Origin of the sequence: Streptomyces griseoluteus, from assembly GCF_004784465.1 — a bacterium.
In the GTDB taxonomy this organism is placed as follows: domain Bacteria; phylum Actinomycetota; class Actinomycetes; order Streptomycetales; family Streptomycetaceae; genus Streptomyces; species Streptomyces griseoluteus.
Genome location: NZ_SRRU01000002.1, coordinates 368,419 through 393,288, shown reverse-complemented (window position 1 = coordinate 393,288; position 24,870 = coordinate 368,419). Strand labels below are relative to the sequence as shown.

Genomic DNA, 24,870 nt, shown 5'->3' with positions numbered 1-24,870 from the left:
GCCGACCCGAGCGGGGTCTGGTGCGTGCAGCTGCGAGGCGGAGGAGGGAGTCGACGCGATGGGGGTGCCCCCGCGCGAGCGCAGCCGAGCGTGGGGGAGTCGGGGAGTGACGACAACGCGGCAGATGTGCGTGCCAGACCCCACGTCGTCGAACTGATCCAGACGACACCCCCTAAGACACCTGACCCACCGTCAGTCAGTGCGCGGCGGCACCGACCTCTTCCACCACGCTGGTGCCCGCGCCCGGCCCGGATTCCCACTCCCACTCCTCCTCCAGCCGGACGCGGCCGTCGGGCAGCTCGACCACGGTGGAGACGCAGTGCCCGGAGGCGGTGGTGCCGTCGTGCCGGAGCTGGACGTAGCGGAAGTCCAAGCGGTCCCCGGCGCGGGTGCCGACGAGGTGGCCGCGCACGATGTCCCCGCCCGCGTACTCGGCCCATATCCGCCCCTCGCTCTCGTGGTACGCGAACCGGGTTCCGGTGCCCACCTGGCCCGGTGCCTGGTCCGTCACGGGGGCGAGGGTGAGTCCGTCGAGCGAGCGGGGCATGGGCGAGGGCTCCCTTACGGGTGAACTGGGCGGGCGGCTAGGCTGACCACCGTAACTGCACTCGCGGGAGCCCGGACGCACCGGGCTGAGAGGGAGGCTGGCGGCCTCCGACCGTACGAACCTGATCCGGGTCATGCCGGCGAAGGGAGGGGCGGGACGCCCATGCCGTCACGTACGTCCGAACGACCCGGTGCTCGGGACGTCCTCGTCGTCGGGGGCGGGATCATCGGCCTGGTCACCGCCTGGCGCGCGGCCGGGCGGGGGCTCACCGCCGCCGTGGTGGACCCCGGTCCCGGCGGCGGGGCCGCCCGGGTCGCGGCCGGGATGCTCGCCGCGGTCACCGAGCTGCACCACGGCGAGGAGGGGCTGCTCGCGCTCAATCTGGCCTCCGCGCGCCGCTATCCCGAGTTCGCCGCCGAGCTGGCCGAGGCCACCGGCCACGACCTGGGCTACCGCCGCTCGGGCACGCTGGCCGTCGCCTTCGACACCGACGACCGGGCCCAGCTCCGCGAGGTGCACGAGCTGCAGCTCCGGTGCGGGCTGGACTCCCAGTGGCTGTCCGGGCGGGAGTGCCGACGGCTGGAACCGATGCTGGCGCCCGGTGTGCGGGGCGGGCTGCGGGCCGACGGGGACCACCAGATCGACCCCCGGCGGCTGGCGGCCGCGCTGCTCGCCGCCTGCGAGCGGGCCGGGGTGGCCTTCCACCGCACGTGGGCCGCACGGCTCGACACCGCCGGGGACCGGGCCACCGGGATCACCACGGCGGACGGCACCTCCCTGGCCGCCGGTCAGGTGGTGCTGGCGGGCGGCAGCCTGAGCGGGCGGCTTCAGGGGGTGCCCGAGGCGCTCGTACCACCGGTGCGCCCGGTGAAGGGACAGGTGCTGCGGCTGACCGTGCCGCCCCGGTACCGGCCGTTCCTCAGCCGTACCGTGCGGGCCGTGGTGCGCGGCGGGCCGGTGTACCTGGTGCCGCGCGAGAACGGCGAGCTGGTGATCGGCGCGACCACCGAGGAGCTGGGGTACGACACCACGGTCACCGCGGGCGGGGTGTACGAGCTGCTGCGCGACGCCCATGAGCTGGTGCCCGGCATCACCGAGCTGCCCCTCACCGAGACCCTGGCCGGGCTGCGCCCCGGCTCCCCCGACAACGCCCCGCTGCTCGGCCCCTCGGGCCTGGACGGCCTGCTGCTGGCCACCGGGCACCACCGCAACGGCGTGCTGCTCACGCCCGTCACCGGGGACGTCATGGCCGACGTGCTGTGCGGCGCGGGCCTGCCCGAGGTGGCCCGCCCGTTCTCGCCGCGCCGCTTCGCCGCCCCCTCCCCCACTCTGGAGCGCTCCGTATGAACATCTCCGTCAACGGCGAGCACCGCGAGGTGGCGCCCGGCACCGCTCTGGACGCCGTCGTACGCGTCCTCACCCCGGCGCCCTCCGGGGTGGCCGCCGCCGTCAACGAGACCGTGGTCCCGCGCACCAGGTGGGCCGAGACCGGCCTCGCCGAGGGCGACCGGGTCGAGGTTCTCACCGCCGTGCAGGGAGGCTGAGCATGACCACCGATCCCCTGGTCCTCGGCGACCTGGCCCTGGACTCCCGGCTGATCATGGGCACCGGCGGCGCCCCCAGCCTGGACGTGCTGGAGCGCTCGCTGATCGCGTCCGGCACCGAGCTGACCACGGTGGCGATGCGCCGGGTCGACCCCGGCGCGCACGGCTCGGTGCTGTCGGTGCTGGAGAAGCTCGGCATCCGCGTCCTGCCCAACACCGCGGGCTGCTTCACCGCCGGGGAGGCGGTGCTGACCGCCCGGCTGGCCCGCGAGGCGCTCGGCACGGATCTGGTGAAGCTGGAGGTGGTGGCCGACGAGCGGACCCTGCTGCCGGACCCGGTGGAGACGCTGGAGGCGGCCGAGACGCTGGTGGACGACGGCTTCACCGTGCTGCCGTACACCAACGACGACCCGGTGCTGGCCCGCAGACTGCAGGACGTGGGGTGCGCGGCCGTGATGCCGCTGGGCTCCCCGATCGGCTCCGGGCTCGGCATCCGCAACCCGCACAACTTCGAGCTGATCATCGAGCAGTCGTACGTCCCGGTGATCCTGGACGCCGGTGCCGGTACGGCCTCCGACGTGGCGCTGGCGATGGAGCTGGGGTGCGCCGGTGTGATGCTCGCCTCGGCCGTCACCCGTGCGCAGGACCCCGAGACGATGGCCTCCGCCATGCGGTACGCCGTCCACGCCGGGCACCTGGCGAGGCTGGCCGGACGCATCCCGCGCCGCCATTTCGCGCGGGCGTCCTCCCCCGCCGAGGGGCGCGCGGACCTCGACCCCGAGCGCCCGGCGTTCACCTCGCGGAACGGTCACAGCTCTGCTGCAGCCGCTCACCCGGACGGCGCAGCGGGAGCCACCTCCGCGCACCCCTCGTAGACTCGCCCGCGTGGATACGACCCTCTCGGACCCCCTCCTCGGCCAGGTGCTCGACGGCCGCTATCGCGTCGAGGCGCGGATCGCCGTCGGCGGGATGGCCACCGTGTACCGGGCCCTGGACATCCGGCTGGACCGGGTCCTGGCGCTCAAGGTGATGCATCCGGCGCTGGCCGCCGACGGCGCCTTCGTGGACCGGTTCATCCGCGAGGCCAAGTCGGTGGCCCGGCTGTCCCACCCCAATGTGGTGCAGGTCTTCGACCAGGGCACCGACAGGGGTTACGTCTACCTCGCGATGGAGTACGTCGCCGGGTGCACCCTGCGTGACGTGCTGCGCGAGCGGGGCGCGCTGCGGCCGAGGGCGGCCCTGGACATCGTGGAGCCGGTGCTCGCCGCGCTGGGCGCCGCGCACCGGGCCGGGTTCGTGCACCGGGACATGAAGCCGGAGAACGTGCTGATCGGGGACGACGGCCGGGTCAAGGTCGCCGACTTCGGTCTGGTGCGCGCGGTCGACACGGTCACCAGCACCACCGGCTCGGTCCTCGGCACCGTCTCCTACCTGGCTCCGGAGCAGATCGAGCAGGGCACCGCCGACCCGCGCGTGGACGTGTACGCCTGCGGTGTCGTGCTCTACGAGATGCTGACCGGCGCCAAGCCGCACTCCGGGGACTCCCCCGCCCAGGTCATCTACAAGCACCTGAACGACGACGTGCCCCCGCCCTCGGCGCTGGCGCCGGGCCTGGCCCCCGAGCTGGACGGTCTGGTGGCCGCCGCCACCGCCCGCACCCCGGCCCTGCGCCCGGCGGACGCGGCCGCGCTGCTCGGCGAGGTGCTGCGGGTGCGCGGCACACTCAACGAGGAGCAGCTCGACGCGCTGCCCCCGCAGGCCCTCTCCGGCGCCCATGACAACGCGGGCGACCGGACGAGCGTGCTGCCGCGCGCCATGACGGTCCGGCCGCTCCCGGTCGACGGGGACGGCGAGGACGGCCGCGACGTCACGAGCGTGCTGCACACGACCGACATCGAGCCCCCGCCCGCCCGGCGCGGCGCCGGACGGTCCCGGCGGCCCCGGCGCGGGCTGCTGACGCTGCTGGCGGCCGTGCTGGTGGTCCTCGGCGTCGGCGGCGGGGTCTGGTACATCAACTCGGGCCAGTTCACCAAGGTGCCGCCGGTGCTGTCGCGCACCCAGGACCAGGCCGAGCAGCGGCTGAAGGCGGCCGGGCTCGAGGTGGGCGGTGTGAAGCGCGCCTACAGCGACACGGTGGACCGGGGCACGGTCATCAGCACCGACCCCACGGCCGGGTCCCGCGTACGGGGCCACGCCTCGGTGGGTCTCACGATCTCGCTGGGCCCGCGTACCGTCCCGGTGCCCCGGGTGGCGGGGCAACCGCTGGAGCGGGCGAGGGAGCGGCTGAAGGCGGCCGGTCTGGAGCCGGGCATGGTCACCCGCGAGTTCAGCGACGAGGCCGAGCGGGGCTCGGTGATCCGCACGACGCCGGAGGCGGGCACCGAGCGGCACGCCGGTTCGGCGATCGCGCTGGTCGTCAGCAAGGGCGTCCCCGTCGACATCCCGGACGTCAGCGGCGAGGACGCGGAAACCGCGCGCCAGGACCTGACCGACGCCGGGCTCAAGGTGAAGATCGCCACGGAGCGCGTCAACTCCGACTACGACAAGGGCCAGGTCGTCTCCCAGTCGCCGCAACCCGGCGCGCAGGGTGCCGAGGGCGACACGGTGACGCTGACGCTGTCCAAGGGCCCCGAGATGGTGAAGGTGCCGGACGTGGTCGGTTCGAACGTGGACGACGCCCACCAGAAGCTGGAGGCGGCCGGGTTCCAGGTGCGCGAGGACCGCGGGCTGCTGGGGCTGTTCGGCGACACCGTGAAGAAGCAGTCGGTGGCGGGCGGCGACAAGGCGCCCAAGGGCTCGGAGGTCACGATCACCATCCGGTGACCGGTCTCACCGCGGCCGCCGGTCCGGGCGCACGGGACGGCGTGACACCCTGAACGGGTGACACTCCAGCCGTCCCCCGCAGTTCCCCTCACCGTCCCCGGTGCCCTCCGCAACCCCGTCGGCGCCCATGTGCCGGTGGCCGGCGGGCTGCACTCGACGGGACTTCCGTACGCCCGCGAGCTGAAGGCGGAGACCGTGCAGGTCTTCGTGGCCAACCCGCGCGGCTGGGCCACCCCGGCCGGTAACCCGGCCCAGGACGAGGCCTTCCGGGCGGCCTGCGCGGCGGAGTCGATACCGGCGTACGTGCACGCGCCCTATCTGATCAACTTCGGCTCGCACACCGAGGCGACGGTGGAGCGGTCGGTGGAGTCGCTGCGGCACTCCCTGCGGCGCGGGCGGGACATCGGGGCGCTCGGTGTGGTGGTGCACACCGGCAGCGCGACCGGCGGGCGCCTGCGTGAGGTGGCCCTGAAGCAGGTGCGCGAACATCTGCTGCCGCTGCTGGACGAGCTGACCCACGACGACGACCCGTTCCTGCTGCTGGAGTCGACGGCCGGGCAGGGTTCCTCGCTGTGCTCGCGGACCTGGGACTTCGGCCCATACTTCGAGGCGCTGGACGCCCACCCCAAGCTCGGCGTCTGCCTCGACACCTGCCACATCTACGCCGCCGGGCACGACCTGACCGGCCCGGACGGGATGCGGCAGACCCTCGATCTGCTGGTGGAGACCGTGGGCGAGGGACGGCTGAAGCTGATTCACGCCAACGACTCCAAGGATGTGGCCGGCGCACACAAGGACCGCCACGAGAACATTGGCTCCGGACACATCGGCGAGGAGCCGTTCCGCGCCCTGATGGCTCACCCGGCCACGGCGGGCGTCCCCCTGATCATCGAGACCCCCGGCGGCAAGGAGGGCCACGCGGCGGACGTGGCCCGGCTGAAGCGCCTCAGGGACGACTAGGGCCTCTCGTTTGGATCTTGCCGGGCTCGCGGGGTCTGGCACCGCGCCTCGCGGCGTTGTCGTCGGTTGCCATGGCTCCGCCATGTCGCCCTCCTCCGCCTTGCGATGCACGGCACCAGACCCCGCTCCCTGATCCGGCCTGATCCAAACGAAAGACCCTAGAGCCACCCGGAGCTACAGCTCCGGACCGTCGCCCGGCTCCTCCTGGTAGGAGTAGCGCTGTTCCTTCCAGGGGTCGCCCACGTTGTGGTACCCGCGCTGCTCCCAGAAGCCCCGGCGGTCGGCGGTCATGTACTCCACGCCCCGGACCCACTTGGGGCCCTTCCAGGCGTACAGGTGCGGGACGACCAGGCGGGCCGGGAAACCGTGCTCGGCGGTGAGGAGTTCGCCGTCCTTGTGGATGGCGAAGATGGCGCGCTCGTCGGCGAAGTCGGCCAGCCGCAGGTTGGCGCTGAAGCCGTACTCGGCCCACACCATCACATGGGTGACCTCGGGCGCGGGCGGGACGAGGTCGAGGATCGCGCGGGCGGGCACTCCGCCCCACTCCGCGCCGAGCATGCTGAACTTCGTCACGCAGTGCAGGTCGGCCACGACGGTGGCGTACGGCAGGGCGGTGAACTCCTCGTGGGTCCAGGACCGCTTCTCGCCGTCGGCGGTGGCGCCGAAGACCCGGAAGTCCCAGCGCTCGGGGCGGAACTTGGGCACGGGCCCGTAGTGCGTGACCGGCCAGCCGCGCTGGAGCCGCTGCCCCGGCGGAAGATCTGGCGCTGCCCCCGTTCCAGACGCGCGTTCCACCGGATGACCCATGTCTCCATCCTGACAGACCCGGCGGGGTGCATCCGACCAGCACAGGGACATTTCCGGCATTATCCACTAAGTGTGCGCTTACTGGACGGTTCGGGACCCCGATGGAATCATGCGGCAGGATCTGCCAGGAATGTCCGGAAGGAGCCCACCCCGATGTCAGGCGACCCCGAGGTCATCGAGCTGCTCAACGAACAGCTCACCGCCGAGCTGACCGCGATCAACCAGTACTTCCTGCACGCCAAGCTCCAGGACCACAAGGGGTGGACGAAGCTCGCCCGGTACACCAGGGCCGAGTCCTTCGACGAGATGCGGCACGCGGAGTCCCTGACCGACCGCATCCTGATGCTGGACGGCCTGCCCAACTACCAGCGGCTCTTCCATGTCTCGGTCGGCCAGACGGTGACCGAGATGTTCCGGGCCGACCGGCGGATCGAGGTCGAGGCCATCGACCGGCTGCGCCGGGGCGTGGAGATCATGCGGGCCAAGGGTGACATCACCTCGGCCAACGTCTTCGAGACGATTCTCGCCGACGAGGAGCTGCACATCGACTACCTGGAGACCCAGCTCGACCTGATCGAGAAGCTGGGCGAGTCGCTCTACCTGTCCACGGTGATCGAGCAGGTCCAGCCGGACACCGAGGGCTGAGCCCAACCCTCAGGCGGCGTCACCGAGGCGGCGTACGGGTGCCTCGGCTGCGGTGACGAGCACCGGCGGACGCTCGGCGATCTGCTCGCGGCGCGGGCAGGCGCCCCGGCCCAGGAGGGCCTGGATGCGGCGGACACAGCCACCGCAGTCGGTGCCGGCCTTGCAGGCGGAGGCGATCTGGCGCGGGGTGCAGGCGCCGTCCGCGGCGTGCTGCTTGACCTGCTGCTCGGTGATGCCGAAGCAACTGCAGACGAACACCAGGTTCACCTCCCGACGGGACCGCCGATCGCTGCCGTCGCCGGATCTCGGTGAGGCAAACCTAACCTAACCCAGGCATCGGGGGCCGGGGAAGCGCGAGGGCGCGGATCTCGTGTGATCCGCGCCCCACTTCACGCTTCGTGCCGCCGCGGACTCACTGGTCCCGGTACATCTCCGCGACCAGGAAGGCGAGATCCAGCGACTGGCTGCGGTTGAGCCGGGGGTCGCAGGCCGTCTCGTAGCGCTGGTGCAGGTCGTCGACGAAGATCTCGTCGCCGCCGCCCACGCACTCGGTCACGTCGTCGCCTGTCAGCTCCACGTGGATGCCGCCGGGGTGGGTGCCCAGGCCCTTGTGGACCTCGAAGAAGCCCTTGACCTCGTCCAGCACGTCGTCGAAGCGGCGGGTCTTGTGCCCGGAGGCCGCCTCGAAGGTGTTGCCGTGCATCGGGTCGGTCACCCAGGCCACCGTGGCACCGGACGCCGTGACCTTCTCCACCAGCTCGGGCAGCCGGTCGCGGATCTTGTCGGCGCCCATGCGGACGATGAACGTCAGCCGGCCCGGCTCCCGGTCGGGGTCGAGACGGTCGATGTAGCGCAGCGCGTCCTCGGCCGTGGTGGTCGGGCCGAGCTTGATGCCGATCGGGTTGCGGATCTTGGACGCGAACTCGATGTGCGCGCCGTCCATCTGCCGGGTGCGCTCACCGATCCACACCATGTGGCCGGAGACGTCGTACAGCTTGCCGGTGCGGGAGTCCACGCGGGTCAGCGCCGACTCGTAGTCCAGCAGCAGCGCCTCGTGCGAGGAGTAGAACTCGACGGTCTTGAACTCCTCCGGCTCCGCGCCGCAGGCCCGCATGAAGTTCAGCGCCTGGTCGATCTCGCGGGCCAGCTGCTCGTAACGCTGGCCGGAGGGCGAGGACTTCACGAAGTCCTGGTTCCAGGCGTGCACCTGGCGCAGGTCGGCGTAGCCACCCGTGGTGAAGGCGCGGACCAGGTTCAGCGTGGAGGCGGAGGCGTGGTACATCCGCTTCAGCCGCTCGGGGTCCGGGTAGCGGCTCTTCTCGGTGAAGTCGAAGCCGTTGACGGAGTCGCCCCGGTACACCGGCAGGGTCACGCCGTCACGGGTCTCGGTGGGCTTGGAGCGCGGCTTGGAGTACTGGCCCGCGATCCGGCCGACCTTGACCACCGGGACGGACGCGGCGTACGTCAGCACGGCGCCCATCTGCAGGATCGTCTTGACCTTGGCCCGGATGTGCTCGGCACTCACTCCGTCGAAGGACTCGGCGCAGTCGCCGCCCTGGAGCAGGAACGCCTCGCCCTTGGCGACGGCCGCCAGGCGGGCGCGCAACTGGTCGCACTCGCCCGCGAAGACGAGGGGCGGATAGGTCGACAGCTCCGCGATCACTTCGCGCAGAGCCTCGGTATCCGGGTATTCGGGCTGCTGCGCCGCGGGCAGGTCTCGCCAGGTCGCCTCGGCGGCCACGGCTCGGGAATCAGCGTTCACGGTCACCCTCTCAACATTACGGGGTCGCAACCGGTGCTCCCCGCCCCGCTCGAAAGGTGAGACGGGGTGACTGCTCCGTGGACGCCTTTCCCCGCGCCGGGCCGGGCCGATGCGGTAGGGTCGGCGCCATGTTCGCGCAGTCGATCCAGAACTGGTGGTGGACCGCTTTTCCGGCGGCCCACTGATTCGCGCGCACTACCGAGACTTCCGCGAAGGCCGCCCGAGGGGCGGCCTTCGGTGTTTCCCGGGGTCGTCCCATCGACCGGCGTCCGTCGTCCCCGCTTCCGGACCGCCCGACGCAAGAGGACCCCCATGACCCAGCCCGACCTGGCCCGTCTCGCCGACGGCAGCCGCCCCTTCGCCCTGCTGCACCGCCGCACCCCCGGCCGGGACACCTCCTCGGTGGAGGTACTGCTCGGCCCGGTCACCGCCCACGAGGAGCTGGCCGAGCTGCCCGACGAGGGCCTGGCACTGATCCCGTTCCGGCAGATCCGCGAGCGCGGCTTCGACGTCCGCGACGACGGCACCCCGCTGCTGGTGCTCCACCCCGAGGAGTCGTACGAGGTGCCGCTCGAGCGGGCGCTGGAGACCCTGCCCGCGCATCCGGTGCGGGTCGAGGACGGCGGGTTCGACGTGCCCGACGCGGAGTACGGGGAGATCGTCGGCCGGGTGCTGCGCGAGGAGATCGGGCGGGGCGAGGGCGCCAACTTCGTGATCCGGCGGACCTACCGGGGCGAGATCCCCGGCTTCTCCCGGGCCGACGCGCTCGCGCTGTTCCGGCGGCTGCTGGCGGGCGAGCGGGGCGCGTACTGGACGTTCGTGGTGCACACCGGAAATCAGGACGGGCCCGGAGGGCCTTCCCCGGAAGGGCGGGGGCGGGTGACGGGTGGGCGCACGCTGGTCGGGGCGAGCCCCGAGGTCCATGTGCGGATGTCCGGCGGCACCGTGGTGATGAACCCGATCAGCGGGACGTACCGCTATCCCCCCGAGGGGCCGACCCCGGAGCACCTGCTGGACTTCCTCGCCGACGCCAAGGAGACCGAGGAGCTGTCCATGGTCGTCGACGAGGAACTGAAGATGATGTGCACCGTCGGCGACCGGGGCGGGGTGGTGGTCGGCCCCCGGCTGAAGGAGATGGCCCACCTCGCGCACACCGAGTACGAGCTGCGCGGCAAGACCTCGCTGGACGTCCGGGACGTGCTGCGCGAGACCATGTTCGCCGCGACCGTCACCGGCTCGCCGGTGCAGAACGCCTGCCGGGTCATCGAGCGGTACGAACCCACCGGGCGCGGCTACTACGCGGGCGCGCTCGCCCTGCTCGGTCGGGACGCCGGGGGCGCCCGCACCCTGGACTCCCCCATCCTGATCCGTACCGCCGACATCGCCGCCGACGGCCGGCTGAGCGTGCCGGTCGGCGCGACCCTGGTGCGCGGCTCGGACCCGGCCGGCGAGGTGGCCGAGACCCACGCGAAGGCGGCGGGCGTGCTGGCCGCGCTCGGGGTACGGCCCGCCCGGCCGCGCACCGAGCGGGAGCGGCCCCGGCTGGCGGACGACCCGCGGGTGCGGGCCGCGCTGGACGGGCGCCGCTCGGCGCTGGCGCCGTTCTGGCTGCGGATGCGGGAGCCGGCCGCCCCGCTGGGCGCGCACGCGCTGGTGGTCGACGGCGAGGACACCTTCACCGCGATGCTCGCCCACGTCCTGCGCTCCGGCGGCCTGGAGGTGACCGTACGGCGCTTCGACGAGCCGGGGCTCGCGGAGGCGGTGCGGGCGCACGAGGGTCCGGTGGTGCTCGGGCCCGGCCCCGGTGACCCCTCGGACGCGGCCGACCCGAAGATGCGTCGGCTGCGCGAGCTGACGGCGACCGTGCTGCGCGAGCACCGGCACGGGGTGCTCGGGGTGTGCCTGGGGCACGAGCTGATCGCCGCGGAGCTGGGGCTCGACATCGTCCGCAAGCGGGTGCCGTACCAGGGGGCGCAGACGGTGATCGACCTGTTCGGACGGCCGGAGACGGTCGGCTTCTACAACAGCTTCACGGCCCGCTGCGACGACGACGCCGCGCGTGAACTCGGCGCGCACGGCGTGGAGGTGAGCCGTACGCCGGACGGCGAGGTGCACGCGCTGCGCGCCGGCCGGTTCGCGTCGGTGCAGTTCCACCCGGAGTCGGTGCTGACCGTCAACGGTGCGGATCTGGTGCGGGAGTTGGTCTCCGGGCTGCTGACGGCACGCACCGGCTCGTAGCGGGGGTCAGCCGAAGAACACCCCGGCCTCCGCGTACAGCTCCGGGTCGACCGTCTTCAGCCGGGCGGTCGCCTCGGAGATCGGGATGCGCACGATGCGGGTGCCCTGGAGGGCGACCATCTTGCCGAAGTCACCCTCGTGGACGCAGTCGATGGCGTGCAGCCCGAAGCGGGTGGCGAGCCAGCGGTCGAAGGCGCTCGGGGTGCCGCCGCGCTGGACGTGCCCGAGCACGGTGGTGCGGGCCTCCTTGCCGGTGCGCCGCTCGATCTGCTTGGCCAGCCACTCCCCCACCCCGGACAGCCGGACGTGCCCGAAGGAGTCGTGCGACTCGTCCTTGAGCACCATCTCGCCCTCCCTCGGCATCGCCCCCTCCGCGACGACCACGATCGGGGCGTACGCCGCCTCGAAGCGGGAGGTGATCCAGCCGCACACCTCGTCCAGGTCGAAGCGGTGCTCGGGGATGAGGATGACGTTGGCGCCGCCGGCGAGCCCGGAGTGGAGGGCGATCCAGCCCGCGTGCCGGCCCATCACCTCGCAGACCAGCACCCGCATGTGGGACTCGGCGGTGGTGTGCAGCCGGTCGATGGCCTCGGTGGCGATGTTGACGGCGGTGTCGAAGCCGAAGGTGAAGTCGGTGCCGGAGAGGTCGTTGTCGATGGTCTTGGGCACGCCCACACAGGGCAGGCCGTGCTCCTCGTACAGGGTGGCGGCGACACCGAGGGTGTCCTCGCCGCCGATGGCGATCAGCGCGTCGATGTCCTGCCCGGCGAGGTTCTCCCGGACCCGGCGCACCCCGTCCTCGGCCTGGAGCGGGTTGGTGCGCGAGGAGCCGAGGATGGTGCCGCCGCGCGGGAGGATGCCCCGCACGGCGGGGATGTCGAGCGGGACGGTCCGGCCTTCGAGGGGGCCGCGCCAGCCGTCCCGGAAGCCGGTGAAGTCGTAGCCGTACTCCTGGACCCCCTTGCGGACTATGGCCCGGATGACGGCGTTCAGGCCCGGGCAGTCGCCGCCCCCGGTCAGCACTCCCACGCGCATGGTCCGTCCCTTCGCCGCGATGACCGACTCAGCCACGGTAATGGTGATACAGGTCACAGAACGAGGTGGGAAGGGCGAAACCGGTGAATCAGTCGTCGTCCAGGCCCCACTCGATCGCGTACCGCACCAGTTCCACCCGGTTGTGGAGCTGGAGCTTGCCGAGGGTGTTCTGGACGTGGTTCTGGACCGTGCGGTGCGAGATGACCAGGCGTTCCGCGATCTGCTTGTAGCTCAGGCCCTTGGCGACCAGGCGGAGCACCTCGGTCTCCCGCTCGGTGAGCCGGGGCGCGCCCGGCGCTCCCGCCTCGGGCGCCGGCGCGGGCTCGGCGGCCAGCCGCCGGTACTCGCCGAGGACCAGTCCGGCGAGGCCGGGGGTGAACACCGGGTCGCCGACGGCGGTACGGCGTACCGCGTCCAGCAGTTCGCCGGTCGACGCCGACTTCAGCAGATAGCCGGTGGCGCCCGACTTCACGGCCTCCAGCACGTCGGCGTGCTCGCCGCTGGCGGAGAGCACCAGGACGCGCAGGGCCGGGTTGTGGGCGATGAGTTCCTTGCAGACCTGCACACCGGGCTTGGCGGGCAGATTGAGGTCGAGCACCAGCACGTCGGGGGCGGCGGCCTTGGCCCGCCGCACCGCCTGCTCGCCGTCGCCGGCGGTGGCGACCACGTGCAGCCCGGACTCGGCCAGGTCGCGGGCGACCGCGTCGCGCCACATGGGGTGGTCGTCGACCACCATCACCTTGATCGGGTCCTGCTCGGTCATCGCCGTTCCGCCTTCCCCCGCGCCACCGAGGCGCTCTTCGGTACCTTCAACTCGACCTCGGTGCCCTGGCCGGGCACGGAGATCACCTCGGCGCTGCCGCCGAGGTCGCGCAGCCGCCCCCGGATCGACTGGGCCACCCCGAGCCTGCCCTCGCCCTCGGCCAGCGCGAGCCGGCCCTCGGGGATGCCGGGGCCGTCGTCGCGGACGGTGACGATGATCCCGTCGGGCTCGTCCTCGACCAGGATCCAGGCGCGGGCCTCGTCGCCCGCGTGCCGCCGCACGTTGTCCAGCGCGGCCCCGACGGCGGCCGCCAGCTCCCGCGCCGCCGTCGCCTCCAGCGTGACCGGCGCGCCCGGTTCGGCGAGGCTCACCCGGGACCCGGCGTACGGGGCGAGCAGGGAGCGCAGGTCGAGCGGGCCGGTGTCGGCCCGGGCCGGGTCGGCGGGGGTGCGGCTGGTGGGGAGCAGGCCGCCGGAGACCAGGGTGCGCAGGGCGATCTCCTGGTCCCCGGCGAGCCGGCCCAGCTCGGCCGCCTCGCCGCCGATGACCGCGCCGCGCCGCTGGACCATGGCCAGTACCTGGAGCACGCTGTCGTGGATGTCGCGGGCCAGGCGCTCCCGTTCGCGGGTGGCGGCCTCGATCTCCAGGGCGCGGGCGAGGGTGCGCTCGGAGGCGCGGGCCACCTCGACCACGTAGCCGATGGCGATGGCGGCGACCCAGACCAGGATCACGTTGTGCACGGTGTCCCGCGCCGGGGCGCCCCGCTCGACCAGGTTGGCCACGGCGACCGCCGTGGAGGCGGCGGCCGCCCATCGCCAGCCGCCCTTGAGGGCGAAGGCCAGCACCGCGCCTGCCGTCCATATCGAGGGCAGGGTGGGGCCGCCGCCCGCGATCCGGTGCGGGTCGTCGGCGAGCGGGGTGAGCAGGATGCCGAGGACCGCCACCGCCAGGTCGGCCGCGAGGAACCACCGGGTGCAGCGGGCCGCGCTGGTCACCCGGGTCACGGTGGCGAGCGTCCAGAGCACCAGCAGCGCGTAGTAGGCGAGGGCCAGCCACGGGCGGACGAAGTGGGTGTAGGCGGTGGCGCCCAGACCGATCGCGTACAGCATGGTCAGGACGCGGTAGCCGGTGAGCGCGCGCCACAGCGGCAGCTCGACCGACATCCGCATGACCTGTTCGCCCCTGGCCATGGCGCCCCCCGCCTCCCCCGAGCCGGGTCGCTAGGCCCCGGTCTTCTCCGCCTTCTCGGCCTTGCCGGCCTCCTTCGCCGCCTTCGCCGCCTCCGCGATCTGCCGCTTGGCGGCGGTCGCGTAGATGTCGACGTACTCCTGGCCGGAGAGCTTCATGATCTCGTACATGACCTCGTCCGTCACCGCCCGCAGCACGAACCGGTCGTGTTCCATGCCGTGGTAGCGGCTGAAGTCCAGCGGCTTGCCGATCCGGATGCCGGGACGCATCAGCTTGGGCATCACCTTGCCGGGCGGCTGGATCTTCTCGGTGTCGATCATCGCCACCGGGATCACCGGTGCGCCGGTGGCCAGCGCCACGCGGGCCAGACCGCCGGGCTTGCCCCGGTAGAGACGGCCGTCGGGCGAGCGGGTCCCCTCGGGGTAGATGCCGAACAGCTCACCGCGTTCCAGCACCTCTATGCCGCTCTTGATCGCGGCCTCGCCCGCACCGCGCGCGCCGGAGCGGTCGACGGGGAGCTGCCCGACGCCCTTGAAGAAGGCGGCCGTCAGCCGCCCCTTGAGTCCGGGGGTGGTGAAGTACTCGGCCTTGGCGATGAAGGTGACCTTGCGGTCCAGCATCGTGGGCAGGAAGAACGAGTCCGAGAAGGACAGGTGATTGCTCGCCAGAATGGCGGGCCCCTCGGCCGGGATGTTCTCCAGCCCCTCGACCCAGGGTCTGAAGGCGACCTTCAGCGGCCCTCCGATGGCAACCTTCATCGTGCCGTACAACACCCGCGTGCCTCCCGTTTCCGTCGCACAGACCTTAACCCGGACCGCCGCCGATGGCGCCGACGACCCTGGTCGGTGGCGACGCGGTCGCGTACGGTGAAGCACATCCACCCGTACCGCACTCCCCAGAGATCCACATACCGGAACAGGAGCCCCAAAGGTGCCGGTCCTTCCCGGAGCCGAGCCGTACCGCCACGACGGCGGGGAGGTGGGGGTTCTCCTCTGCCACGGTTTCACCGGCTCGCCCCAGTCGCTGCGCCCCTGGGCGGAGCACCTCGCCGCGCGCGGCCTGTCGGTGTCGCTGCCCCTGCTGCCCGGTCACGGCACCCGCTGGGAGGACCTGCGGGCCACCGGCTGGGAGGACTGGTACGCGCACGTCGACCGTGAGCTGTGGCAGCTCTCCGAGCGCTGCGAGCGGGTGTTCGTCGCGGGACTGTCCATGGGTGGCGCGCTGGCGCTGCGGCTGGCCGCCAGGCACGGTGAGCGCGTCGCCGGAGTGGTCGTCGTCAACCCGGCGAACCGGGTGCACGGACTCGCCGCCCACGCCCTGCCCGTGGTCCGCCACCTGGTGCCCTCCACCAAGGGCATCGCCAGCGACATCGCCAAGGGCGCCACCACCGAGCTGGGCTACGACCGGGTCCCGCTGCACGCGGCCCACTCCCTGCGCCGCTTCCTGCGCGTGCTGGACGGTGAGCTGCCGCAGGTCACGCAGCCGTTGCTGCTGATGCGCAGCGCGGTGGACCACGTGGTCCCGGCGGCCGATTCGGCGCGGGTGCTGAGCCGGGTGTCCTCCACGGACGTAACCGAGAGCGTGCTGGAACAGAGCTACCACGTGGCGACGTTGGACCATGACGCGGACCGGATCGTCGAGGAGAGCCTCGCCTTCATCGACCGGCTCGCTCCCCGTGTCGGCAAGGAAGGGACGGCCCCCGTTGGCTGAGCACGACTCCGACCGCGAGGGCCGCGAGCCGGACGAGCACGGCACGCCCTTCGACGAGGACGCCGCCTGGCGGGCCATCGTCGCGGGGTACGGCGACGAGCCGCCGGACCCGCCCGGCTCCAAGCCCTTCCGCTCCATCGAGGACCTCGCGCTGCTGGAGAAGGACCCGGAGCCGGAGACGGACGAGGAGGGCACCGCCGAGAAGCCCGCGCCGGTACGCCCGCTGGGCAGCTCGGTCACCTTCGCGCCCGGTGTCGGCCCGCGCGACCACACCCCGGCCGAACCCTCCGACGACGCCGGGGACTCCGGCGACGACGATGACGACGGCGAGGGGCACTTCGTACCGCCCGAGCCGCCCCCGCTGCCCGTCGCCGACACCACCGCCAAGTTCGCCTGGCTCGGGGTGGTCGGCGGGCCGATTCTGCTGCTGCTCGCCGTGCTGCTGGGCTGGGAGATGACCTGGTGGCTGACGACGCTCGCCATCGGCGGCTTCCTCGGCGGCTTCGTCACCCTGGTGACGCGGATGCGTACGGACGACGACGGCGACGACGACCCCGGCCGGGGGGCCGTCGTCTGAGCCTTGCTAGACGCTCGCCGGGATTCTGAGGGCGGCCAGGACCGGGAGGTGGTCCGTGGCCGCCCTCAGGTCGCTTCCGGTGACGCCGGGGAGGCCGGTGGGGACTCCGCAGGCGAGGACCTCGATGCCCCGGGTGGCGAGGACGGCGTCGATACGGCGGGCGGGGGCCGTGGCGGGGAAGGTGTCCGTGCCGCCGCAGGGGGCTACGGTCGCGGCGTCCTGGAGGGCTTCGGCGAGCAGGGTGAAGGCGGGGCCGGTGGGGCCTTCGTTGAGGTCGCCGCCGATCACCGCGTGGTCCACGCCCAGTTCACCCAGGCGGTCCAGGAGCAGGCCGCTCTGCGTCCGGCGTTCGGCCTTCTGGAGGCCGAGGTGGCAGCTGACGAGTCCCACGCGGGCCTTGCCGAAGCGGACGACCGCGGTGGCCAGGCCCCTTCGGTGCTGGCCGCGGGTGAGGGGCAGCAGGATGTCCTCGGTGCTCTCCACCGTGGCCCGCAGGGAGCAGAGGATCGCCGGGCCGGCGGCGGGGGCTCCGCCGGTGAGGTAGACGAGGCCGGTGGTTCTGGCGAGGCGGGCCAGCTTCTTGCGCCAGCGGAAGAAGCGGGGGGCTTCCTGGAGGAGGAGGACGTCGGGGGCGCAGGCGTTGACGACTCTTGCCAGGGCTTCCGGGTCGTCCCTCAGGGAGCGGACGTTGTAGCTGAGAACCCTGATGACCGCGGAACCGTCTGACTCCGTACGGGAGTTGGGGAACGGGGTTGGCATGTGATCAACCTACTCGGGGCGCGGGAACCGTTCCCCGCGCCCCTGAAGTCGGTGCACTCGTCCGGTCTACATGACCGGGTCCGGCTCCCTTGCCAGGTCCGCCGCGCCCACCAGGCCCGCCTTGTTGCCGAGCTGAGCGGCGATGACGTCGGCGACCGGGCGCCAGTTGCCGCCGACCAGCCAGCGCTTGTAGGACTTGCGGATCGGGTCGAGGACCAGTTCGCCCTCGTCCGAGAGGCCGCCGCCCACGATGAAGGCGGAGGGGTCGAACAGCGAGGCCAGGTCCGCGAGGCCGGCGCCCGCCCAGCGGGCCAGCTCGCGGTAGGAGTCCACGGCCACCGGGTCGCCCTGGCGGGCGGCCACCGAGATGTGCTTGCCCTCGATCCCGTCGGGGGTGCCGTCGCCGAGGCCCAGGAGGATCTCCGCGTTCTCCGGGGTGGCGTTGGCGCGCTGCTTGGCGTAGCGGACCAGGGCGCGGCCGGAGGCGTACTGCTCCCAGCAGCCCTGGGAGCCGCAGCCGCACGCCAGGCCGTCCGGGACCATCCGGATGTGGCCGAACTCGGCGGCCACGCCGAAGTGCCCCCGGCGCAGCTTGTTGCCGATGATGATGCCGCCGCCCAGGCCGGTGCCGAGCGTGATGCAGATGACGTTGCGGTGGCCCTTGCCCGCGCCGAACTTGTACTCGCCCCAGGCGGCCGCGTTGGCGTCGTTCTCCACGACGACCGGGAGGCCCACGCGGGCCTCGACCTTCTCCTTGAGCGGCTCCTGGCGCCAGTCGATGTTGGGCGCGAAGTACACCGTCGAGCGCTGCCGGTTCACGTAGCCGGCCGCACCGATGCCCACGCCGACGATGTCGTGTCCGGCACGCGCGCCCTCCACGGCCGAGGCGATGGCGTCCACGATGGCCTCGGGCGTGCTGGGGGTCGGCACCTTGAAGGTCGAGAGGATGTTGCCTTCCTCGTCGACCACGCCGGCCGCGATCTTGGTGCCGCCGATGTCGACGCCGATGGTGAGTCCCATGAATCCCTCAGTTCCGGTCGAGCCCCGCTAGGGCCAACGGTACCCGAGGCCCCACCGGGGCAGACCGTCAGTCCAGGTCGATGCGCTCGCCCGGTCCGGTGCCCTCACCTGGGTCACGGCGGCCGGCCGGCGGTCCGTCTGCCGGGGGCGGGGTGGGACCGGTGGTCCACCGCCGCTCCTGCGCCTGGACGGCCGAGCGGTAGGCGGCGAGCAGTTCGCTCCCGGCGGCGGCGAGGTGGTCGAAGACCTGGGGGTTGCGCTCGACGACCGGCTCGACGGCGGCCTTGGCCTGCTGGACCATCTGGCGCACCGCCTGCTGCGCGGCGGGCCCGGCGACCGCGCCGAGCAGCGGGGACTGCAGGCCGGAGAGCTTGTCGGCCACGGATTCCATCAGCCGGCGCAGCTCCTCGGCGGCCGTGCCGGGCGGCGGCGGGCTGGTGCCGCGGCGGCGGGCCTTCTCGGCGGCCAGGTCCTCGGCGGTCGCGGTGGCCCAGGCGTCGGCGTCGCCCATGCGCGGCGCTTCAGGAGCTTCGGGCTCCTCGGGGGGCTGGGGTGCGGGGCGCTCTTCGCTCATGGCGGGCTCCTGACTACGGTTCGCGTCTTCGACGTTACCCGAACGGCGCAGTGCGTTCACCGTCCCGTGCCGGGCCACAGGGCGGGATCGGGCGCGAACCGGACAGACAGCTCGCCGTCGGTCAGGGCGGCCCCGGCGACGGTGCAGCGGCGCAGCGCGGAGGGCAGGGCGACGATCCGGTGGAAGGGACCGGCGGTGACCACGAGTTCGTCGCCGCGCCGGATCAGGTCGAGCTCGTCGCGTACGGCGCCGGGCAGCGGGAGGCGCCAGACGAGGGTGCCGTCCTCGGCGAGGCGGTCGGTGACCGGCCACTCGACGGGGTCGGGCGCGGGGTTGACGCCGGGCGGGGCGAGCGCGGCGAGGTCGTCGGTGCCGCGCGGGTCGTGGCCGAGGTGCGGCACGGTGTGCACGTCGTACTCCTCGGCCCAGTCGGCCAGGGTCTTGCGCTGCTGGGCGAAGGGGCCGGCCAGCCAGGTGCCGTCGGCGGACTCGGGCAGCACGCGGTTGGCGATCAGGGTCTCGGTGCGCAGTCCGCGCAGGGCGAGGCCGAGGGCCGCGGTGCGGACGGCGTCGTCCCCGGCCGGGCCGGGTTCGGCGACCAGGCGGACGGTGGTGCCCCGGTCGGCGACGACGGCTTCGACGGCGGCGAGTTCCAGGTCCCAGCGGGCGGCCGTCTCGTACAGCCAGTCGGCGGGCATGGGGACCCCGGCGAGGCGGCCGAGGACAGGGCGCAGGGCGCGGGCGGCCTGGCGCTCGGGCGGCAGCAGGCGGCGCAGGTAGCGGCGGAGTTCCTCGGGCAGTGCGAGCAGGGCGAGGGCCCGGGCCAGCGGGGGGAGGTCCACCACGAGCAGGTCGTAGCGCTCGGAGAGGGCCGCGTCGCGCAGGGCGCGCAGCACGGACAGTTCCTCGGCACCGGGCAGCGGGGTGACCTCCTCGGCGTCCAGCCGGGAGGCGCCGAGCAGGTCGAGGACGGTTCCGGCCCGGCTCTGGAAGGCGGTGAGGTCCTCGCGGAAGCGGGCGCCTGCGTCGGGGCGCCAGACGGTGAGGTTCTCGGCGGCCTCGGTGGGCGTGGGTCCCGTCACCGTGCCGAGGGCCGCGCCGAGCGTGTCGGCCCGGTCGGCGCCGAGCACGAGCACGCGGGCGCCGGCGCGGGCCGCGGCGAGCCCGGTGGCGGCGGCGACGCTGGTGCGGCCGCTGCCGCCCGGCCCGGTGATCAGGAGGGTACGCATGAGGCTGAACGGTAACGGAGCCTCAGCGGCGTCGGAGCCCCCGGCGGGCAGGGCCCGGTGTCAGGAGCCCGTCTCGACGCGCTTCTTCAGGCCGGCCAGCGCGCGGTCGATGATGACCTTCTCGGCCTTGCGCTTGATCATGCCGAGCATGGGGATCTTGACGTCGACCGTGAGGCGGTAGGTGACCTCGGTGGACCCGGCGCCCGCCGGCTTGAGCAGGTAGCTGCCGTCCAGGGAGCGGAGCATCTGGGACTTCACCAGGGTCCAGGAGACCTCGTGCTCGCCGGTCCAGGTGTAGGCGAGGGTCTGGTCGTCCTTGATGGCGCCCGCGTCCATGACGAGGCGGACCTCCTCGGCGCGGCCGCGGCCGTCGGTCTCCAGGACCTCGGCCTCCTTCACCTCGCCGGTCCAGTCCGGGTAGCGGGAGAAGTCGGCGATCACCGCCATGACATCGGCCGGGGCCGCCTCGATCGTGATGCTCGAACTGGTGTGTTCCGCCATCGCCGTGGCTCCTCCAGATGCGGCCGGACGTTCTCTCACGCGCGGGGTGCGCACGTGTGTGCAGCGTGAAGGCTACCGCGCCGCCCCCGGCCCGCCGTCACCACTCCAGCACCCACGGCCTGCCGGTCCCGGCGAAATGGCCCACGTTCACACACTCGGTCGCCCCGATCCGCATCCGGCGGGCGAGCGGCTGGTGGACGTGGCCGAACAGGGAGTAGCGCGGCCTGGTGCGCCTGATGGCGGCCAGCAGGGCCCGGCTGCCGCGCTCGAAGCGGCGGGCGACGGTGTCGTAGACGAGTTCGGGCACCTCGGGCGGGATGTGGGTGCAGAGCACGTCCACCTCGCCGACGGCCTCGATCTTCGCCGCGTACTCCTCGTCGTCGATCTCGTACGGGGTGCGCATCGGGGTGCGCAGGCCGCCGCCGACGAAGCCGAAGACGCGGCCCCCGATCTCCACCCGCTCACCGTCCAGCACAGTGGTGCCCGGTCCGGCGTACTCCCGCCAGAGGGGCGGCATGTCGACGTTGCCGTAGGTGGCGTAGGTCGGGGTGGGGAAGGCGGCGAACATCTCGGCGTACTGGCGGCGTACCGCCTGCTCGATCGCCGCGTCCCGGTCGGTGCCGATCCCCGACCACAGCTTCCGGCCGAAGGCGCGGGCCTCCTCGAAGCGGCGGGCGGTGCGCAGCTCGACGATCCGGTCGGCGTTCTCCGCGCCGAACAGGTCGGGGAAGATGCCGCGCGAGTGGTCGGCGTAGTCGAGGAAGAGGACGAGGTCGCCGAGGCAGATCAGCGCGTCGGCGCCCTCCCCGGCCCGCGCGAGATCACGGGCGTTCCCGTGCACGTCGCTGATCACGTGGACGCGGGTCCGGGGGCCGCGGGCGGGTGTGGAAGCCATGGCGATCAAGGGTAGAGGTGTGCGGTCTAGGTGAACAGTGGCCCGCCTGGCCTGCGGTTACTCGCCCGTTGGTCAAGAGGTGGACTACTGTGCGCCCAAGCGGGTCATCCCGTGTGACGCAGCGAACATCTGGCACGGACCCCCTGTCCCAGAGGTCATACCGGCGGGTAACGTCCGGGCAGTCCGGTCGTGCTCCGGAGATCACCCCGGCAGGCGGGACTCCCCGAGCACCCGCCCCGAGGAGCAGCAGTCTTGCGCGAGTTCAGCCTTCCGGCTTTGTACGAGGTCCCCGCCGACGGCAACCTGACGGACATCGTCCGCAGAAACGCCGCGCAGCACCCGGACGTCGCCGTCATCGCCCGCAAGGCGGGCGGCGCCTGGCAGGACGTGACGGCCCGGCAGTTCCTCACCGAGGTGCACGCCGCCGCCAAGGGCCTGATCGCCGCCGGTGTGCAGCCGGGCGACCGGGTCGGTCTGATGTCCCGCACCCGCTACGAGTGGACCCTGCTGGACTTCGCCATCTGGAGCGCGGGCGCGGTCACCGTGCCGGTGTACGAGACCAGTTCGCCGGAGCAGGTGCGCTGGATTCTCTCCGACTCCGGCGCGACCGCCGCCTTCGTGGAGCTGGACGGCCACGCGGCCGCCGTGGACTCGGTGCGCGAGTCGCTGCCGGCGCTGAAGCACGTGTGGCAGATCGAGGCCGGCGGCCTGGAGGAGCTGACGCGGCTCGGGCAGGACGTCTCCGACGCGACGGTCGCCGAGCGCGGCTCGCTCGCCAAGGCGGACGACCCGGCGACCATCGTCTACACCAGCGGCACCACCGGCCGCCCCAAGGGCTGTGTGCTGACCCACCGCAGCTTCTTCGCGGAGTGCGGCAACATCGTGGAGCGGCTGCGCCCGCTGTTCCGTACCGGCGAGTGCTCGGTGCTGCTGTTCCTGCCGCTGGCGCACGTCTTCGGGCGGCTGGTGCAGGTGGCGCCGATGATGGCGCCGATCAAGCTGGGCTGCGTCCCGGACATCAAGAACCTCACCGAGGAGCTGTCCGCGTTCCGGCCGACCCTGATCCTGGGCGTCCCGCGCGTCTTCGAGAAGGTCTACAACAGCGCCCGGGCCAAGGCGCAGGCCGACGGCAAGGGCGCGATCTTCGACAAGGCCGCCGACGCGGCCATCGCCTACAGCCGCGCGCTGGACACCCCGGCGGGCCCGTCGCTGAAGCTGAGGCTCAAGCACAAGGTCTTCGACAAGCTGGTCTACGGCAAGCTGCGGGCGGTGCTCGGCGGCCGGGGCGAGTACGCGATCTCGGGCGGTGCCCCGCTGGGCGAGCGGCTCGGCCACTTCTTCCGGGGCATCGGCTTCTCGGTGCTGGAGGGCTACGGCCTGACCGAGTCGTGCGCGGCGACGGCGTTCAATCCGTGGGACCGGCAGAAGATCGGCACGGTCGGCCAGCCGCTGCCCGGCTCGGTCGTGCGGATAGCGGACGACGGCGAGGTGCTGCTGCACGGCGAGCACCTGTTCAAGGAGTACTGGAACAACCCGGACGCGACCGCCGAGGCGCTGGCCGACGGCTGGTTCCACACCGGGGACATCGGCACCCTGGACGAGGACGGCTACCTCCGGATCACCGGCCGCAAGAAGGAGATCATCGTCACGGCGGGCGGCAAGAACGTCGCCCCGGCCGTGATCGAGGACCGCATCCGGGCGCACGCGCTGGTCGCGGAGTGCATGGTGGTGGGCGACGGGCGGCCGTTCGTGGGCGCGCTGGTCACCGTCGACGAGGAGTTCCTGGGCCGCTGGGCCGCCGAGCACGGCAAGCCCGCCGGCTCCACGGCGGACTCGCTGCGCGACGACCCGGAGCTGAACGCGGCGATCCAGGCGGCCGTGGACGACGGCAACGCGGCGGTGTCCAAGGCGGAGTCGGTGCGCAAGTTCCGTATCCTGCCGATCCAGTTCACCGAGGAGTCGGGGCACCTGACGCCCTCGCTGAAGCTGAAGCGGAACGTGGTGGCCAAGGACTACGCGGCCGACATCGAGGCCCTCTACGCCAAGCAGGCCACCTCCTGACGAACCGTCACAGAACCGAGCGGCGCCGGGGATTCCCCGGCGCCGCCGCGTCAGAGCAGCACCTTCAGCCGTTCGGCCAGCAGGTCCCAGCGCCACTTCTCCTCGACCCACCGCCTGCCGCGCTCGCCCATCCGGCGGCGCAGGCCCTCGTCGGCGAGGAGGGCGGTGATCCGCTCGGCGGCCTCGGCGGGTTCGCCGCCCCGGACCACCCAGCCGGTCTCGCCGTCGAGCACGGCGTCCGGCGCTCCGCCGGAGTCACCGGCGACCACGGGCAGCCCGGTCGCGGACGCCTCCAGGTAGACGATGCCGAGCCCCTCCACGTCCAGCCCGCCGCGCCGGGTGCGGCACGGCATGGCGAACACGTCCCCGGCGCCGAAGTGCGCGGGCAGCTCGGCCCAGGGCACCGCGCCGGTGAACCGTACGGAGTCCGCGACGCCGGTCCCGGCGGCCAGGCGGCGCAGGTCGGCCTCGTAGGGGCCGCCGCCCACGATCAGCAGTACGGCGTCCGGCTGGGCGGCGAGGATCCGGGGCATGGCCCGGATCAGGGTGTCCTGGCCCTTCCTCGGCACCAGCCGCGAGACGCACACCACGACCGGCCGGTCGGTGAGCCCGAGCCGGGCGCGCACCTCGTCCCCGCCGGAGCCGGGGTGGAAGGTCTTCTCGTCCACGCCGGGCGGCAGCTGGACCATGTGCCCGGCCGCCTGAGGAGTGAGCGCGGCGGCGATCCGGGACCGGGTGTACTCGCCGAGGTAGGTGATGGTGTCCGTGGACTCACCGATCCGGCGCAGCAGCCCGCGGGCGCCGGGCAACTGGGCCCAGCCCGCCTCGTGACCGTGGGTGGTGGCCACCAGTCGCTCGGCGCCGGCCTGGCGCAGCGCCGGTGCCATCAGCCCGAGCGGCGCCGCCGCCCCGAACCACACCGAGGTGCAGCCGTGCTCCCGCAGCAGCCCCACCGCCCGCCGGGTCGCGCCCGGTGTGGGCAGCAGCATGGTCGTACGGTCGCGTACGACGGTGAAGGGCTGCTCGGCGTCGAAGGCGGCGGTCGCCGCGGCGCCCTCCCGGCCGCGCTTCCAGGTGGAGGCGTAGACGACGACCCGGTCCGGGTCCAGGCGCAGCGCCATGTTGTGCAGGAACGCCTGGATGCCGCCGGGGCGGGGCGGAAAGTCGTTGGTCACGATCAGGGTCTTGTGCATCGCCGCCGACCCTACCGGGTGGGCCGCCGGGGGCCGGGC

General features: G+C 72.9%; 25 protein-coding genes, 1 pseudogene and 1 riboswitch. Of the genes and pseudogenes, 11 read left to right on the top strand and 15 right to left on the bottom strand.

Features of this window, described 5'->3' with window-relative positions; all coding sequences use genetic code 11:
- Positions 1–196: 196 nt before the first annotated feature.
- On the bottom strand, positions 197–547 hold the full coding sequence (locus E5082_RS07265) for an avidin-fold protein (protein ID WP_135790439.1): 351 nt from the start codon (positions 545–547) through the stop codon (positions 197–199).
- A 53-nt stretch (positions 548–600) separates the two neighbouring features.
- Positions 601–713, top strand: a riboswitch (TPP riboswitch).
- On the opposite strand from E5082_RS07265, the gene thiO reads away from it, so the two are divergent.
- The 5 genes and pseudogenes from thiO (at position 710) to E5082_RS07240 (ending at position 5,874) form a co-directional block, all read left to right on the top strand.
- Positions 710–1,894: a glycine oxidase ThiO gene (thiO, locus tag E5082_RS07260; protein WP_135790438.1), complete on the top strand. Its 1,185-nt coding sequence runs from the start codon at positions 710–712 to the stop codon at positions 1,892–1,894. Its footprint overlaps the riboswitch before it by 4 nt.
- The gene (gene thiS / locus E5082_RS07255) at positions 1,891–2,091 is read left to right on the top strand and encodes a sulfur carrier protein ThiS (RefSeq protein WP_135790437.1); all 201 of its coding nucleotides are present in this window, start codon (positions 1,891–1,893) and stop codon (positions 2,089–2,091) included. Before thiO ends, thiS begins: the two co-directional genes overlap by 4 nt.
- Positions 2,092–2,093: 2 nt before the next feature.
- Positions 2,094–2,885: pseudogene (locus E5082_RS07250) on the top strand (thiazole synthase); the annotation flags it as partial.
- Between the two features lie 91 nt (positions 2,886–2,976).
- Positions 2,977–4,914, top strand: coding sequence for a Stk1 family PASTA domain-containing Ser/Thr kinase (pknB, locus tag E5082_RS07245; protein ID WP_135790435.1), 1,938 nt, complete (start codon positions 2,977–2,979; stop codon positions 4,912–4,914).
- A gap of 57 nt (positions 4,915–4,971) precedes the next feature.
- Positions 4,972–5,874 carry a deoxyribonuclease IV gene (locus E5082_RS07240; protein WP_135790434.1) on the top strand — a complete coding sequence of 301 codons (903 nt, stop codon included), beginning with the start codon at positions 4,972–4,974 and terminating at the stop codon, positions 5,872–5,874.
- 174 nt (positions 5,875–6,048) lie between these two features.
- Here the strand turns inward: E5082_RS07240 and E5082_RS07230 are convergent, their stop codons facing one another.
- A complete protein-coding gene (locus E5082_RS07230; protein WP_135790433.1) occupies positions 6,049–6,681 on the bottom strand; it encodes a sulfite oxidase-like oxidoreductase in 633 nt (210 codons plus the stop codon).
- Between the two features lie 153 nt (positions 6,682–6,834).
- On the opposite strand from E5082_RS07230, the gene bfr reads away from it, so the two are divergent.
- Positions 6,835–7,326 (top strand): bacterioferritin, encoded by a 492-nt coding sequence (gene bfr / locus E5082_RS07225; protein WP_135790432.1) that lies wholly within the window; start codon positions 6,835–6,837, stop codon positions 7,324–7,326.
- Positions 7,327–7,335: 9 nt separating this feature from the next.
- Here the strand turns inward: bfr and E5082_RS07220 are convergent, their stop codons facing one another.
- Together E5082_RS07220 and E5082_RS07215 are read right to left on the bottom strand one after the other, a co-directional pair.
- Positions 7,336–7,584, bottom strand: coding sequence for a (2Fe-2S)-binding protein (locus tag E5082_RS07220; RefSeq protein ID WP_086691731.1), 249 nt, complete (start codon positions 7,582–7,584; stop codon positions 7,336–7,338).
- A 154-nt stretch (positions 7,585–7,738) separates the two neighbouring features.
- Positions 7,739–9,094, bottom strand: coding sequence for a class II 3-deoxy-7-phosphoheptulonate synthase (locus tag E5082_RS07215; protein ID WP_135790431.1), 1,356 nt, complete (start codon positions 9,092–9,094; stop codon positions 7,739–7,741).
- Positions 9,095–9,216: 122 nt separating this feature from the next.
- Here E5082_RS07215 and E5082_RS33660 point away from each other — a divergent pair, with 122 nt between their 5' ends.
- Both E5082_RS33660 and E5082_RS07205 read left to right on the top strand, forming a co-directional pair.
- Positions 9,217–9,273 carry a trp operon leader peptide gene (locus E5082_RS33660; protein WP_350881435.1) on the top strand — a complete coding sequence of 19 codons (57 nt, stop codon included), beginning with the start codon at positions 9,217–9,219 and terminating at the stop codon, positions 9,271–9,273.
- Positions 9,274–9,400: 127 nt separating this feature from the next.
- Positions 9,401–11,326 (top strand): anthranilate synthase family protein, encoded by a 1,926-nt coding sequence (locus E5082_RS07205; RefSeq protein ID WP_135790429.1) that lies wholly within the window; start codon positions 9,401–9,403, stop codon positions 11,324–11,326.
- 6 nt (positions 11,327–11,332) lie between these two features.
- Here E5082_RS07205 and E5082_RS07200 read toward each other — a convergent pair whose 3' ends face one another.
- The 4 genes from E5082_RS07200 to E5082_RS07185 all read right to left on the bottom strand — a co-directional run bounded on the left by E5082_RS07200 (position 11,333) and on the right by E5082_RS07185 (position 15,082).
- Positions 11,333–12,361, bottom strand: coding sequence for a 6-phosphofructokinase (locus E5082_RS07200; protein WP_135790711.1), 1,029 nt, complete (start codon positions 12,359–12,361; stop codon positions 11,333–11,335).
- A gap of 88 nt (positions 12,362–12,449) precedes the next feature.
- Positions 12,450–13,124 carry a response regulator gene (locus E5082_RS07195; protein WP_135790428.1) on the bottom strand — a complete coding sequence of 225 codons (675 nt, stop codon included), beginning with the start codon at positions 13,122–13,124 and terminating at the stop codon, positions 12,450–12,452.
- Entirely contained in the window at positions 13,121–14,314 is a 1,194-nt protein-coding gene (gene macS, locus E5082_RS07190; RefSeq protein WP_135790427.1) for a MacS family sensor histidine kinase, read from the bottom strand. The genes E5082_RS07195 and macS overlap by 4 nt, the downstream gene beginning before the upstream one ends.
- A 30-nt stretch (positions 14,315–14,344) precedes the next feature.
- Positions 14,345–15,082, bottom strand: a complete 738-nt coding sequence (locus E5082_RS07185) for a lysophospholipid acyltransferase family protein (RefSeq protein ID WP_135790710.1) — start codon at positions 15,080–15,082, stop codon at positions 14,345–14,347.
- Between the two features lie 160 nt (positions 15,083–15,242).
- Between E5082_RS07185 and E5082_RS07180 the strand changes: the two genes are divergently transcribed.
- Positions 15,243–16,022, top strand: a complete 780-nt coding sequence (locus tag E5082_RS07180; protein WP_135790426.1) for an alpha/beta hydrolase — start codon at positions 15,243–15,245, stop codon at positions 16,020–16,022.
- The gene (locus tag E5082_RS07175; protein WP_135790425.1) at positions 16,015–16,599 is read left to right on the top strand and encodes a hypothetical protein; all 585 of its coding nucleotides are present in this window, start codon (positions 16,015–16,017) and stop codon (positions 16,597–16,599) included. The genes E5082_RS07180 and E5082_RS07175 overlap by 8 nt, the downstream gene beginning before the upstream one ends.
- A 6-nt stretch (positions 16,600–16,605) precedes the next feature.
- Here E5082_RS07175 and E5082_RS07170 read toward each other — a convergent pair whose 3' ends face one another.
- The 6 genes from E5082_RS07170 to E5082_RS07145 form a co-directional block, all read right to left on the bottom strand.
- Positions 16,606–17,358, bottom strand: coding sequence for an endonuclease/exonuclease/phosphatase family protein (locus E5082_RS07170; RefSeq protein ID WP_135790424.1), 753 nt, complete (start codon positions 17,356–17,358; stop codon positions 16,606–16,608).
- A gap of 66 nt (positions 17,359–17,424) precedes the next feature.
- Positions 17,425–18,378 (bottom strand): ROK family glucokinase, encoded by a 954-nt coding sequence (locus E5082_RS07165; protein WP_031179915.1) that lies wholly within the window; start codon positions 18,376–18,378, stop codon positions 17,425–17,427.
- 67 nt (positions 18,379–18,445) lie between these two features.
- Positions 18,446–18,952: a DUF5304 domain-containing protein gene (locus tag E5082_RS07160; RefSeq protein WP_135790423.1), complete on the bottom strand. Its 507-nt coding sequence runs from the start codon at positions 18,950–18,952 to the stop codon at positions 18,446–18,448.
- 56 nt (positions 18,953–19,008) lie between these two features.
- Positions 19,009–20,181 carry an ArsA family ATPase gene (locus tag E5082_RS07155; RefSeq protein WP_135790422.1) on the bottom strand — a complete coding sequence of 391 codons (1,173 nt, stop codon included), beginning with the start codon at positions 20,179–20,181 and terminating at the stop codon, positions 19,009–19,011.
- A gap of 60 nt (positions 20,182–20,241) precedes the next feature.
- Positions 20,242–20,682 (bottom strand): SRPBCC family protein, encoded by a 441-nt coding sequence (locus E5082_RS07150; protein ID WP_030810292.1) that lies wholly within the window; start codon positions 20,680–20,682, stop codon positions 20,242–20,244.
- A gap of 97 nt (positions 20,683–20,779) precedes the next feature.
- Entirely contained in the window at positions 20,780–21,577 is a 798-nt protein-coding gene (locus E5082_RS07145) for a metallophosphoesterase family protein (RefSeq protein ID WP_135790421.1), read from the bottom strand.
- Positions 21,578–21,829: 252 nt separating this feature from the next.
- Between E5082_RS07145 and E5082_RS07140 the strand changes: the two genes are divergently transcribed.
- Positions 21,830–23,638 carry an AMP-dependent synthetase/ligase gene (locus E5082_RS07140; RefSeq protein ID WP_135790420.1) on the top strand — a complete coding sequence of 603 codons (1,809 nt, stop codon included), beginning with the start codon at positions 21,830–21,832 and terminating at the stop codon, positions 23,636–23,638.
- Between the two features lie 50 nt (positions 23,639–23,688).
- Here the strand turns inward: E5082_RS07140 and E5082_RS07135 are convergent, their stop codons facing one another.
- Entirely contained in the window at positions 23,689–24,831 is a 1,143-nt protein-coding gene (locus tag E5082_RS07135; RefSeq protein WP_135790419.1) for a glycosyltransferase family 4 protein, read from the bottom strand.
- Positions 24,832–24,870 lie beyond the last annotated feature (39 nt).

Excerpts from the sequence above, each read along its gene's own strand:
- E5082_RS07265 (WP_135790439.1), bottom strand. The coding sequence starts at position 547 with ATGCCCCGCTCGCTCGACGGACTCACCCTCGCCCCCGTGACGGACCAG.
- thiO (WP_135790438.1), top strand. The coding sequence starts at position 710 with ATGCCGTCACGTACGTCCGAACGACCCGGTGCTCGGGACGTCCTCGTC.
- thiS (WP_135790437.1), top strand. The coding sequence starts at position 1,891 with ATGAACATCTCCGTCAACGGCGAGCACCGCGAGGTGGCGCCCGGCACC.
- E5082_RS07230 (WP_135790433.1), bottom strand. The coding sequence starts at position 6,681 with ATGGGTCATCCGGTGGAACGCGCGTCTGGAACGGGGGCAGCGCCAGAT.
- bfr (WP_135790432.1), top strand. The coding sequence starts at position 6,835 with ATGTCAGGCGACCCCGAGGTCATCGAGCTGCTCAACGAACAGCTCACC.
- E5082_RS07205 (WP_135790429.1), top strand. The coding sequence starts at position 9,401 with ATGACCCAGCCCGACCTGGCCCGTCTCGCCGACGGCAGCCGCCCCTTC.
- E5082_RS07200 (WP_135790711.1), bottom strand. The coding sequence starts at position 12,361 with ATGCGCGTGGGAGTGCTGACCGGGGGCGGCGACTGCCCGGGCCTGAAC.
- E5082_RS07195 (WP_135790428.1), bottom strand. The coding sequence starts at position 13,124 with ATGACCGAGCAGGACCCGATCAAGGTGATGGTGGTCGACGACCACCCC.
- macS (WP_135790427.1), bottom strand. The coding sequence starts at position 14,314 with ATGGCCAGGGGCGAACAGGTCATGCGGATGTCGGTCGAGCTGCCGCTG.
- E5082_RS07170 (WP_135790424.1), bottom strand. The coding sequence starts at position 17,358 with ATGCCAACCCCGTTCCCCAACTCCCGTACGGAGTCAGACGGTTCCGCG.
- E5082_RS07165 (WP_031179915.1), bottom strand. The coding sequence starts at position 18,378 with ATGGGACTCACCATCGGCGTCGACATCGGCGGCACCAAGATCGCGGCC.
- E5082_RS07160 (WP_135790423.1), bottom strand. The coding sequence starts at position 18,952 with ATGAGCGAAGAGCGCCCCGCACCCCAGCCCCCCGAGGAGCCCGAAGCT.
- E5082_RS07155 (WP_135790422.1), bottom strand. The coding sequence starts at position 20,181 with ATGCGTACCCTCCTGATCACCGGGCCGGGCGGCAGCGGCCGCACCAGC.
- E5082_RS07150 (WP_030810292.1), bottom strand. The coding sequence starts at position 20,682 with ATGGCGGAACACACCAGTTCGAGCATCACGATCGAGGCGGCCCCGGCC.
- E5082_RS07145 (WP_135790421.1), bottom strand. The coding sequence starts at position 21,577 with ATGGCTTCCACACCCGCCCGCGGCCCCCGGACCCGCGTCCACGTGATC.
- E5082_RS07135 (WP_135790419.1), bottom strand. The coding sequence starts at position 24,831 with ATGCACAAGACCCTGATCGTGACCAACGACTTTCCGCCCCGCCCCGGC.